At 51.8% G+C, this 11952-nt stretch carries 9 protein-coding genes; 8 read left to right on the top strand and 1 reads right to left on the bottom strand.

What is annotated here, in order from left to right:
* Window positions 1-5: 5 nt before the first annotated feature.
* From BLW29_RS26040 to BLW29_RS26025, 4 genes are all read left to right on the top strand, one after another.
* On the top strand, window positions 6-1658 hold the full coding sequence (locus BLW29_RS26040; protein ID WP_090985152.1) for a glycoside hydrolase family protein: 1653 nt from the start codon (window positions 6-8) through the stop codon (window positions 1656-1658).
* 20 nt (window positions 1659-1678) lie between these two features.
* Window positions 1679-2428, top strand: coding sequence for a phytanoyl-CoA dioxygenase family protein (locus tag BLW29_RS26035; protein WP_090985150.1), 750 nt, complete (start codon window positions 1679-1681; stop codon window positions 2426-2428).
* 24 nt (window positions 2429-2452) lie between these two features.
* Window positions 2453-3655, top strand: a complete 1203-nt coding sequence (locus BLW29_RS26030) for an enolase C-terminal domain-like protein (RefSeq protein WP_090985148.1) — start codon at window positions 2453-2455, stop codon at window positions 3653-3655.
* Window positions 3656-3773: 118 nt separating this feature from the next.
* Window positions 3774-4307, top strand: coding sequence for a general stress protein (locus tag BLW29_RS26025; protein ID WP_177186828.1), 534 nt, complete (start codon window positions 3774-3776; stop codon window positions 4305-4307).
* A 539-nt stretch (window positions 4308-4846) separates the two neighbouring features.
* Here BLW29_RS26025 and BLW29_RS26020 read toward each other — a convergent pair.
* The gene (locus BLW29_RS26020) at window positions 4847-5323 is read right to left on the bottom strand and encodes a hypothetical protein (RefSeq protein ID WP_090985145.1); all 477 of its coding nucleotides are present in this window, start codon (window positions 5321-5323) and stop codon (window positions 4847-4849) included.
* 357 nt (window positions 5324-5680) lie between these two features.
* Here BLW29_RS26020 and BLW29_RS26015 point away from each other — a divergent pair, with 357 nt between their 5' ends.
* From BLW29_RS26015 to BLW29_RS26000, 4 genes are all read left to right on the top strand, one after another.
* A complete protein-coding gene (locus BLW29_RS26015) occupies window positions 5681-6772 on the top strand; it encodes a LacI family DNA-binding transcriptional regulator (protein ID WP_090985142.1) in 1092 nt (363 codons plus the stop codon).
* A gap of 310 nt (window positions 6773-7082) precedes the next feature.
* Entirely contained in the window at window positions 7083-9926 is a 2844-nt protein-coding gene (locus BLW29_RS26010; RefSeq protein ID WP_177186827.1) for a beta-galactosidase, read from the top strand.
* Between the two features lie 86 nt (window positions 9927-10012).
* Window positions 10013-10930, top strand: a complete 918-nt coding sequence (locus BLW29_RS26005) for an ABC transporter permease (protein WP_090985305.1) — start codon at window positions 10013-10015, stop codon at window positions 10928-10930.
* A 72-nt stretch (window positions 10931-11002) separates the two neighbouring features.
* Complete coding sequence (locus BLW29_RS26000) at window positions 11003-11908, top strand: carbohydrate ABC transporter permease (RefSeq protein ID WP_090985138.1); 906 nt, start codon at window positions 11003-11005, stop codon at window positions 11906-11908.
* Window positions 11909-11952 lie beyond the last annotated feature (44 nt).

Below are 11952 nucleotides of genomic sequence, written 5' to 3'. Positions count from 1 at the left end.
AGTAGGTGGAACTCGGCAGAGCACTGGATTACAGAGAATTGGCCGCGTTAGCGATTCATCATTATAAGGAAATGCTTGATCCGGACTATCATCATTTACCGTATTTCTTCGCGAAGATCGGCAGTGACGAATCGTTCGCCTGGCATAGCGAGTGGGACTTCGGCGATGCGGTTGGCCGGTTTCTCGATGCCTCGATACTATGCGGCGAGATCGTCGGGGAGCGTCTTGGCCGGGATGCAGAGACGCATATGAAGGATGCGCTGCGCTGGATGCAGAGCGATTCGGATGGGCTGTTTTACCGAATGAGCAATGATTGGGATGTTCCTGCCGGCGCTAATATGTTTGACCAGCGAAGCGTGTTTCTGGGGCTCTTAAGCTGGCTCAAATTCGATCAAGAGGATGAGGCGAAGACGCGGATCGAACGGATGTTGCAAGGAATGCGGAGCATTGCGGTCGAGCGTGAGGATTACATCTGTTATCCGTTTGAGACGTATATTCCGGGTATGGCGGTACCGGAGGAGATCTATACGGAACATGGGTTTATCGTGGAGCCGACGCATTATGGCGGAGGCGTCTTCATCCTGCCGCTGGCGATTTATTATGAGCAATATGGCGATCCGCTTGCCGCGGAAATGCTGGAGAAGCTGACGCGCTTCGTCGTGAATCATTCACGAGTCTTCGAAGCAGACGGCAGCTTCTGGTCGCAGGGGCGTTACCCGGATGACGGTCATTTCCATTCCAAGATGGGCGCAGTTGCCGGCATTCTGCGCTACGCCACCATCAAGCAGGATGCGGAGCTCATCGCTTGGTGTCAGAAGGTGTATGACTGGGCCTGCAGCATGGGCAGTACATATGGTTGGTTCCCGGAAGGCACGGGCCTGAATGGGGAGGAGCCGGTAGACGAGCGGTACCGCTGGCTGCCGGGCGTCATTCAGCACAGTGAAACCTGCTGTACGACGGATATGATTCATACGGCGATTTACTTGGCGAAGAACGGCAATATTGCCTGCTGGGACGATGCGGATCGATTCGCCAATACGCTCGTTGCCTCTCAGGTGCGAGACGTGTCGTGGGCGAGGGAAGTGACCGATAAGCCGGACACGCCGACGCGCACGTATCGCAACGTGCCGAAGCGTTATCGCGGCGGCTTCACGGGGCGGATGAATCCGAATGATTTCTCCAACCGCGGCAAAGTGGATACGATGGCTTGCTGCTGCGCCGCCGGAGGCCGAGGGTTGTACTTGGTCTGGGATCATGCGACCTCGCTCAGCGGAGATCGGCTCTACGTCAATCTGTGGCTGACGAAGGAGAATGAGCACGTCAAGATGGAGTACGAAGTGCCGGAGGCCGGCGTGCTGCGCGTACAGCCGAAGCAAGTCGGTGATCTCTATATCCGCGTCCCGGGCTGGCTGTCCGCAGAAGCGATTGCTTGCTATACGCCGCGTAAGCAGAGTGTTTGGCTTGCACATCCGTATTTGGTTATTGCGGGGCTGGAAGCGGGGGAGACGGTGGAGTTGGCCTTTCCTGCGGAGCTCGTGAAGCGGGAAGAAATCGTAGCCGGCGAGCGATACGAAGGCACTTGGATCGGCAATCGATTGTTTGATGTGAGTCCAAGAGGCGTCATGCCGATGAACAAGGCGCTCATCATAAAATCATGATTTAAGGGGGAATTTCGGAAATGAGCATGACTCTCGAAGAGCAGGTCGATCAGTTTAAGCGGGATGGGTATTTTGTCGTGAAGCAGGCTTTGTCTCCCGCGCATGTATCGACATTAATCGATAAAGTGATTGAAATATCGGAGGGCTTTACGTCGCGAGAATTTCCCGACATTATTGACCGGGACGAGGCGTTTGTGCCGCTGCTTGTTAACCCGCCGGTATTTAATCTGATGCGGGCGTTGATGGGGCCGCGCATTCAGATGGAAAGCGTGAATGCCACGCGTATAAAGCCGGGCAAAGGGATGCCGGTCGGCTGGCATATGGACTCGCATGTATACCCGGATCCACTGCCGCCTTATTGGTATTTTCCGGTATCGATCAACTGCGCCTATTACTTGGATGACATTACGTCGGAGAAGGGGCCGCTTGTCGTCGTTCCGGGTTCCCATCTCTCTGGGAAGAATCCGCCGGATGGGCTGAGCGAAATCGAAGGTCAGATTGATGTGCTGGTCGAAGCGGGAGATGCCGTCATTTTTCACGGCGCTCTGTGGCATGCAGCGAAGCCGAATGTGCATCCGACTGAAGAGCGGCGCGCCTTGTATTATAACTACTTGCAGTCGTTCTGCAAGAATCGGGTGGATAACTTCGTCGGCGAGCGTTCCCGTCAGCTCCGTGAGAGCGGACCGTTCTACATTCAGCAGCTGCTCGGCAAATTCGACGGCTGGCATGAAATTCCCGCGGATGCTGAAGAGCAGCTAGCTAATCTATAGGGTTCAAAAGGAGCTGTCCTCTCTATGGCACAAGTGGAAATCAGGGACGTACGGGTCATCATGACCGCGCCCGATGGGGTTAATCTCGTTGTCGTGAAGATCGAAACGAATGAGCCCGGTCTATATGGCCTAGGCTGTGCAACGTTTACGCAGCGGCATCTTGCGGTCGCGGCGGCGGTGGAGCACTATTTGAAGCCGTTCCTGATTGGCAAGGATCCGAGACGGATCGAGGATATTTGGCAAACCGCTATGGTCAGCGGTTATTGGCGCAACGGCCCGGTGCTGAACAATGCCGTCTCCGGCATTGATATGGCTTTGTGGGATATCAAAGGCAAGCTATGCGGTGTACCCGTCTATGAATTGCTAGGTGGGAAAGTGCGTGATGCTGCAGCCGTCTATCGCCATGCCGACGGTCGCGATGCCAGCGAAGTGGAAGAGAATGTTCGCATGTTCATGGAGCAGGGCTGCCGGTATGTCCGCTGCCAATTGGGCGGCTATGGCGGTCAGGGACATAAGCTTCATCAGCCTGATCATGTGCTGCCGGGTGCTTATTTCGACCCGGATGCTTACGTGCGCAGCGTGCCGCAAATGTTCGATCATTTGCGCGCCAAGCTTGGCTTCGAAGTCGAGCTGCTGCACGATATACACGAGCGGATTGTGCCGATTGAAGCGGTGCGATTGGCGAAGCAGCTGGAGCCGCATCGCTTATTCTTCCTCGAAGATCCGCTGCCGCCGGAGCACTTGGATTGGTTCCGACACATCCGTGCGCAATGTGCGACACCGCTCGCGATGGGGGAGCTGTTCGTCCATTCCGCGGAATGGATGCCGCTCATTACGGAGCGGTTGATCGATTTCATCCGCTGCCATGTCAGCGCGATTGGCGGGCTGACGCCTGCGGAGAAGCTGGGTACATTATGCGAAGCCTTCGGCATTCGCACGGCTTGGCATGGGCCTCCGGACCTGTCGCCGGTTGGCATGGCCGCGAACATCCATCTGGATCTCAGCAGCCCGAACTTCGGCGTCCAGGAATGGAGCGCGATATCCGATCGGATGCGCGAGGTGTTTCCGGGCAGTCCTGTACTTCGCAACGGGTACGCTTATGTCCCGGATACCCCGGGTTTCGGCGTGGAGCTGGATGAACAGAAAGCGGCGTTATACCCTTGTCATGACGTGCTGCCGGGGTGGACGCTCTCTCGTATTCCGGACGGTTCGCCGTCTCGTCCTTAACCGTCTTGCGGACTTGTTCGAAGCTTGTTTTCAATGGCAGGATTTCCTTCGTCATCCGGTTTAATCCTCCCTATTTAGGGTATAACAAACTTAAATACGGGATGCGGAGGCGATGAACATGACATATAAAATTGGCATATTCAATACGGAAAATGAAGCAGTTGCGGCCATTCAGGCACTGGAACAGGCGGGGTTTACGAACCACGAGCTGAAGGTGCTGGCTAAGGATCGAGAGCATTCGCGGCGGGTCGAATCGGAAACGGACGTGCATGCCGACGAGATGACGGACCTGCTTGGCACGCGCGCGGCTGCAGACGATCATGGGGTAGAAGATCTTCGCATCTACGCGCCGATGTCTGCGGCAAGCGGCCTCAATATCAGCGGCGGCTTCATCGGCGGGATGACCTATCCGAGCAACGGTTTCCTGATCTCAACCGCTTTCTTGGGCGATGACCGCAATGTGGAGCATACGCTGACTGACATTGGATTGACAAGCAGTGATGCAGAACCATGCCGCAAGGCGCTCAGTCAGGGAGCCATTATCGTGGCTGCGGATATCGGCAACAGCGATCAGGCTGACGGACCGGATTTGTCGCGCGGCGGGGCGGCGGAAGCTGCTCTCCGCAACTGCGGGGCAGCGCAGATATTGTAGGTTTATGAGGCTCTCTTTAGTGAATGAGGTTGACCGCCTACACTGCGCAGTCGAATGTACTTCCAATCGCGGTTGTTCTCGGCACCCTTGAATATATAGGCAGAGGTGTTGACCGAAGACGAAAAATGGCGCCACAGGCATGAAACCTGTGACGCCATTTCTCATCTGCATAGTTCTTCTGAAACCACATTCGTACTTGTAACGGTTGTGACAGCGGCTATTTTGCATCAAATGGCCATTTTTATTCGCTAACGGTTGCCATAGAGCTTATATGGCCATTTTCGATCCGAAATCAACCTTTTTACTGGATATAACCTCTGTCACAACCGTTAGCGTTCTGAACATCGAATTTTGTCTAAATTAAGTACGCTGACAACCGTTACAATGTAAAAGCATTGGCTATTCCGAGGGACAGACCCACTGCCGAGCTATCTTTATGAATATATGGCTGATTTTAAGTGAATAGGGCTGTCCATAAGTTGAATGACCTACTTATGAGCCAGCCCCTTTTTTATGTTATAAAGTGCTAATTAGAAAAATTAAAACTGTCTAGCCGACACATTAATATCCAGTAGATTTCCAGTTGAACTATATACATAGACTTGCCAATTACCGCTGATACCAGCAGCAACTTGTTCTTCGAATTGTTGAGTTCTTTGTGTTGAACCTGCAATTGCTATCGGAGAAATAAATTCGACATTATTTCTTTTTATTGTTAAATAGACAGTAGAAGAGCTAAGATTCTGAACCCAGACATTTAAAAATTTACCGTTAGCCGGTGCTGTAGTAAAAGAGCCTGTATAAGCCCCTCCAGTATGATGTGTAGGATTAATAACTTGGGATTCATAAGGGAAAATGGAGCTGCTGGCTACTTCTCGAGTTACAATATGAGAGGTTTCAGTTTTTACAGCCGGCGTATTCTGAATGATAGTTGGAGCTGGTGCGGAGGAAACGGCTGAGGTGGTCGATAACATAATTGCAGTAAATGGAACAGCGAAAATTTTGGATTTCTTCATGAGATGTGAGTGCCTCCGTAAGTGTATTTTGCTAACATGTGTCAATCAAATTACGAACTTAGGTGCCATGAATTCGTATCTTTAGTATACATAAATTTGGAAAAAGTGGCATTGATTTTTTTCTAATTTATGTAATTTTTATCATTGGAAATCTCATATTTTTCGGTTGCCAGGGAGGAGGTTAGATTCTGGTTTCACTCGTGCCACGGTAACTCATCAGGACATTACAAGAAAGGTGACTTCAAGCTGCAGCCATCCTATCAGATGATTTAACCCCATTTACAAGAAGGAAATTACTCTGCTATGCTAGTGAAAAACTGTCACCTAGACAGATCTTAGCCCAAAGGGTGAGGCAAAATGAAATCGGTTACTGTTTACGACATTGCAAGAGAAGCAAACGTTTCCGTCGCAACCGTCTCACGTGTCTTGAACAACACGGCGCCAGTGAAAGCATCGACTCGGGAACGCATCTTGGGTCTCATCCAGAAACACCAATTCCAGCCCAATGCGCTTGCACGCAGCTTGATCAAGAAGGAAACCGGCATGATCGGCATTATTTTGCCTGACATTACGAATCCGTTCTTTCCGGAAGTGCTCGCAGGACTAGAACAGGAAGCAAGAAATAACGGCTATACGTTCTTCCTATGCGACACAGGCTCCTCCAACCAGGACATCAAGGCGCAGTACCAGCGGGAATCCCAGTACTTGAATATCCTCATGGAGAAGCAGGTTGACGGCATCATTATGATTGGCGGCCGGATCGACCTTGCCCGTTGCAGCAAGGAGATGGCGAAGGAAGTAGCGGAAGTGAACAAGCGTCTGCCTGTCGTGCTCATTAACGGCAATTTGCCGGGGGCGAAGTTTCACCGCGTCATTATCGATGAAGTTGCAGGCGGCGTACTAGCGACCGAGCATCTGATTGGACTTGGCCATAAGGACATTGCTTTTGTCGGCGGCTACAAGCAGATGTCCAATACGGTGCAGCGCTTGGAAGGCTACACGAAAGCGATGCAGCAAGCTGGATTGCCGATTCGCGAGGATTGGATTATTACCGGCGGTTTCACAGTAGAGGCTGGCAAAGTGTTCATGAACGAGCTGCTTAGCACGGAAGGTGCACGCCCAACGGCTATCGTTTGCGCGAATGATCTATCTGCAATCGGGGCGATCAAATCTGCGGTTAAGCATGGTTTGCGTGTGCCTGAGGATATGTCGATTATCGGCTTCGACGATATTCCGCTTGCGGCTAATGTGATTCCGGAGTTAACCACCATTTCGCTCAAATGTTTGGAGCTTGGCCGTACGGCTGCTCATATTCTGCACCAGTTGATCGGGAAGAACAGCATCGATACGCTGACCGTCCTTCAACCTGAGCTCGTCGTGCGTGAAAGTACGGCACCATTGTCGGTTAATGTCATCAAAATGGCTGATTACCTGTCGTCGCAGGGATAAACCACATTTCAAAAAAATAGTATTGACAGCGCTATCATTTTGAATGTAAACTTCAAATCAAGATGACCCTCTAGCAAGGGTTTAATTTTAACCCAGGTATGAAATGGGTTTCATAAAACCCGCACAATCGTATAATTCCGGCACGATGCTAACGCATGTAGTCTCCTGAAATACACTTACAAACGGTATCTGTGATGTTGTTCAAACTTCGCTCAAACCCGCAACGTTAAAGTGTATTTTTATTTTAACAGCGTATGAAATGGGTTTCATAAAAAAGTGGTCACTGCTCACCTCAGGGAGGATCGAACGCATGAACATGGACATGAAAACAAGTTCCGCCTTACAGCTGTCGTCTTCGGCACTCCGCATCGACGGTCAAGCCGAAATTATCCTCTGCGCCTCACTCTTCTACTTCCGCAATCCACGTGCCCATTGGCGCGAACGTTTGGAACAGGTGAAGGCCTTCGGGTACAACGCCATCGATGTGTACTTCCCTTGGAACTTCCACGAGCTGGAAGAGGGCAGCTGGGATTTCTCCGGCGAACGGGATGTAGAAGCCTTCCTGCAGATGGCTGCTGATGTGGGTCTCTGGGTAGTGGCAAGACCAGGGCCGTACATTTGCTCCGAATGGGATGGAGGCGCACTTCCCGCTTATCTGTTCGCTAAACCGGATATGGTGATCCGCAGCACAGACAGCACTTATTTGCAGGCCGTAGAGAAGTGGTTCGATCGTATTCTCCCTCTAATGGCCAAGTATGAACAGCAGCGAGGCGGCTCCATCATCTGCGTGCAGCTTGAGAATGAGCTCGACTTCTACGACTGCCCTGATCCGAAAGGTTACATAACCGCGCTTCGAGACATGGCAGTTAACCGCGGCATACAGGTCCCGTTAATAGCTTGTGCGGGGCAAGGTGGACTTTACGAGGCTTCGGGCCTTGTGGAAGATGTCGCACCGACTTGTAATTTCTATCCGAATGACAAAGACCCCGAGTTTGAATATAAAGTAACCGCTTATGAACAGAGACTGGCTGAGCATGATCTACCGCTGCTAGTCACCGAGACCAACCGATCGCATTTTCTGCTTCGACGTTTATTATCCTGCGGGGCGAAGCTGCTCGGCCCTTACCTGCAAGTTTCCGGAACCAACTTCGGCTTTACCAACGGTACCAACAACTGGGGAGACCCATTAGCGCTGATGACTTCCGATTATGACTTCTACGGCATGATTTCGCCGGAAGGCCACATTCGCCCTGAAGCGTACGAAGGTCGCTTGATGCGCCGCATAATTACCGCTTATGGCAGCTCGCTTGCAGAAGCGCAATCGGCTCCTGCGGCGGACATCGCAACAGCAAGAAGGCTCGTAGTAGATTCGGCTGATGCGACAGCACCGGGTACACTGGTTCAGCGTCAACTGCAGCTTGCGCAAGGCGGACATCTCCTGTTCGTAGCCAATGTGGGCGAGCAAGAGGAAGTCGTGCAGCTAGAACTGCAAGGCACCGGCGGTGGCGTGATTCCACAAACTTCAAAGCTTCGCACCATTCCGGCCAGATGCGAAATGCTGCCAATCGGGGTTCCGATGAGCGGCTGGGGAATAGAAGGCGTACTGCGCTATTCGACGGCAGAGCTGACGGATGTACACCGCGAAGCTGCTAAGACGGTCATCGTATTCCACAGTGAGTATGAAGGAGAAATCGCGCTGAACTTGAAGCAGCCCGCAGTTCGCATCGCAGAGAATGGCGTTGCAGCATCGGCTAACGGCGAAGATGGCAACTATCTCTTCGTCTTCCAGGGGAAAGCCGGAACGATTGCTTCATGTACCTTAGAGCTGGCGGATGGTACGGTGCTTGAGCTGGTATGCTTGGCAAGAGCGGATGCGCTGCTGATGAATGTCATCCAAGATGGCGGCGAAGTAACGATTGGCAGCCCGATTGCTTATGATGATGCTCCTCGAGAGACACTTGTAGATTGGTCATTGAAAGCGGTATCACCAACTGCTTCCTTGTCGATAAATGCAGCAGTATCTCTGCCAGCAGCGGACTTCCTGGAGAATAACGGAATCTACCGTGGTTATGCATGGTACGAAGCCGATAGCGGCATCGATACAGAAGAACAAGCTGTGCAAGGAATCCTCGTTCAGAATGGTAGCGACATGATCTCGCTCTATGCAGGAGACAGCTACCTCGGAACGATGACGCCCGGGGGCGGCAGCCGATTTATCCGCGGCGGTGTGGGAAACAAACTTACGGCTCGCGTGGAAATTTGGGGACATACCAACTTCGATGATCCTCGTCTGCCGGCACTAAGACTTGACTCCATGAAAGGGTTAACCGGTCTTGTCTCTGTCACAGGCGTGAAGCCTTTGCTGCACTGGCGGATACTGCGAGTGAAATCGCGCACGCTGCAGCCGGAAGTGCTCGAACGCGACTACGATGATCAAGCGTGGGCGATATGCACCTTTGGCGGATGGCTCTCACCGGATCATCCATCCAGTGAATATTACCGCAAAACCTTCACAGCGTCAGAGAATGCAGATTCGTGGACGCTGCACTTCAAAGGAATCCAAGCGTTGGCGCAGGTGTTCGTAAACGGTGCATCCATCGGTACGGTTCACCCATTTGATCCGTATCTCAATATCTCTAAGCATGTACAGCCGGGCGAAGAGGTTCAGGTAACGGTATTCCTGGAACGTGTACTCGGATTAGGAGCCGGGGAGGTTATCGTATACGAGGGGAACGCTGCTCGTAATTGGCAGCTATCCGCTGCAGACGAAGCCGGATTGCTCGCTCATGCGGAAGCCGAGCAGCAGGGTGCAGTACCAACTTCGCTGCCGGTCTCGATGGAAGCAGGAAGTGTGTCTTGGCTGTATGGAACATTGCCGGAAGCCAGCGGCTCGAATGGCTGGCGGGTGTATGTGAAAGGCAGCGGGATGAAAGCAACGATTTATTTTGGCGGCGTGATAGTAGGGCGGTTATGGACAGCAGGCGGCGATTCGCGACCGGCGATGAGCGGAGGCGGTCAGGATTCGTTCTTCCTCCCGGGACCTTGGTTCGCGGAGGGTGAGAACAAGCTGATTATTCTGCTCGAAGCGGTTGAAGCCGGATCGACATCTCGGCTTGAGAGCTTAACCTTTGTACCTGCCGGCGTGCAGCTATAGTTTAATGACAACTTGATCTGGAGGGGGGAGTTAGGATGGAAACAATCGCGCAGCAGGCCGGATCGGCGAAGTCGACTTCAAAGTCGATGCAAACGCGAAGGAAGAGGCTGTGGAACAATCGTACGCTGCTTCTCATGTGTGTACCGGCTATTCTGTTCTTCGCCATATTTGCTTATTTGCCAATGCCGGGCTTGTACCTTGCCTTCATTCGATACAACTATACGGATGGAATTTTCAAAAGCGCATTTATCGGGATGGATAACTTCCGATTCCTAGTGATGACAGGCGACCTCTGGCGATTGACTGCCAATACGATTCTGTATAATCTGGCCTTCATCATACTCGGAAATTTCCTGCAAATCTTCATCGCCATTCTATTGAATGAGCTGCGCAAGAAATGGTTCAAGAAGGTATCGCAGACGATCATGTTCCTGCCGTTCTTTATCTCATTCGTTATTATCGGGCTTATTGCCTACAACATCCTAAGTTACGATTACGGGATGCTGAACGGGATCTTGAAAACCATCGGTGCGGATCCGGTCAAAACGTACTCCAATCCGCATGTGTGGCCATTCATCATTATCATCACTTACCTCTGGCAGTCGACAGGTTACGGGTCCATCGTTTATTTTGCCGCCATCATGGGGCTGGATTCCGAAGTCGTCGAAGCGTCCGAGATCGACGGTGCCAACGCCTTGCAGCGGATACGCTACATCGTTCTGCCATGGCTGAAGCCGACGTTTATTATTCTGCTTCTGTTCTCGCTTGGCGGCGTGCTTCGAGGGAACTTCGGTTTGTTCTACAACCTCGTCGGCGCTAACAATACGTCGCTCTACGCCACGACCGATATTATCGAAACGTATGTATTCCGCTCCCTGATGAACAACTTCAATTTCTCGATGGGCAGCGCAGTAAGCTTGTATCAGTCAGTATTCGGTTTCGTCGTCGTCCTCACAGCAAACTGGCTTGTGAAGAAAACATCACCGGATAACTCGTTATTCTAGTGTATGCTCCCGTAAGTGAGTTTTCACTCACGAGGAAGCGTACGAATCGTATATCTCTTAGGAGGGACTCGCATGGAAGTGGTCCACAAACGCATTCGGACGGATGGGACGTCCTTAATGGTTCGAGGCTTCGGTTATGTATTCATCGGCTTGTTCGCACTCTGCTGCTTGGTCCCGTTTCTAGTCGTACTGGGCACTTCGTTTACCAAAGAAGCGTCCATCGCGAAACATGGCTTCAATATTTGGCCGCGGGAGTTCAGTACCTTTGCTTACAAAATCGTCTTCGAGAATCCGGATTTAATCATCGGTTCATACGCGGTGACGATCGGACTTACGATAGTAGGCACTATTGCAGGATTATTCTTGGTTGCCATGACCGGATACGCGCTGCAGCGGCCGGACTTCGAGCAGCGGAATTCCATATCCTTCTTCATTTACTTTACAACGCTGTTCTCCGGCGGACTGGTTCCCTTCTATCTGCTTATCAAACAATACTTAAGTTTGGGCGACAATTACCTTGCGGTCTTGCTGCCGGGATTAATGAGCCCGTTCCTCATCATTATGATGAAGAGCTTCACGAAATCGATCCCGCATGCCATTACCGAATCCGCTAAGATCGACGGTGCAGGCGACTTCACCATCTTCATGCGACTCATTCTGCCGATGACAACACCTGCGCTCGCTACGATCGGCTTGTTTATTGCACTGGGTTATTGGAACGAGTGGTATAACGCGATGCTGTTTCTGTCGCCGGATATGAAGTATCGTCCGCTGCAGCTGTTCCTCTATAACGTCATCACGAGCGCAGATTTCATTCGAAATTCGTCAGCTTCGTCGAACGTTCCCCTCCGGGATATGCCGCTGGAATCGATGAAGATGGCAACCGCAGTTGTTGCGACAGGGCCGGTCATCATGTTCTACCCGTTCGTACAACGTTATTTCATTCAAGGGATTACGGTTGGTGCAGTAAAAGGGTAACAGGTATAGGAGGGAGCTTGCCGGCCCTCTTGCCATAGCCGCTC

It is taken from the genome of Paenibacillus sp. CF384, from assembly GCF_900106745.1.
Classification (GTDB): domain Bacteria; phylum Bacillota; class Bacilli; order Paenibacillales; family Paenibacillaceae; genus Paenibacillus_Z.
The sequence above is the reverse complement of the archived record's forward strand: the minus strand, read 5'-3'. Positions and strand labels throughout refer to the sequence as shown.

Coding starts and splice junctions, on each gene's coding strand:
- BLW29_RS26030 (WP_090985148.1), top strand. CDS start 2,453: ATGGCACAAGTGGAAATCAGGGACGTACGGGTCATCATGACCGCGCCC.
- BLW29_RS26015 (WP_090985142.1), top strand. CDS start 5,681: ATGAAATCGGTTACTGTTTACGACATTGCAAGAGAAGCAAACGTTTCC.
- BLW29_RS26020 (WP_090985145.1), bottom strand. CDS start 5,323: ATGAAGAAATCCAAAATTTTCGCTGTTCCATTTACTGCAATTATGTTA.
- BLW29_RS26025 (WP_177186828.1), top strand. CDS start 3,774: ATGACATATAAAATTGGCATATTCAATACGGAAAATGAAGCAGTTGCG.
- BLW29_RS26000 (WP_090985138.1), top strand. CDS start 11,003: ATGGAAGTGGTCCACAAACGCATTCGGACGGATGGGACGTCCTTAATG.
- BLW29_RS26010 (WP_177186827.1), top strand. CDS start 7,083: ATGAACATGGACATGAAAACAAGTTCCGCCTTACAGCTGTCGTCTTCG.
- BLW29_RS26005 (WP_090985305.1), top strand. CDS start 10,013: ATGCAAACGCGAAGGAAGAGGCTGTGGAACAATCGTACGCTGCTTCTC.
- BLW29_RS26035 (WP_090985150.1), top strand. CDS start 1,679: ATGAGCATGACTCTCGAAGAGCAGGTCGATCAGTTTAAGCGGGATGGG.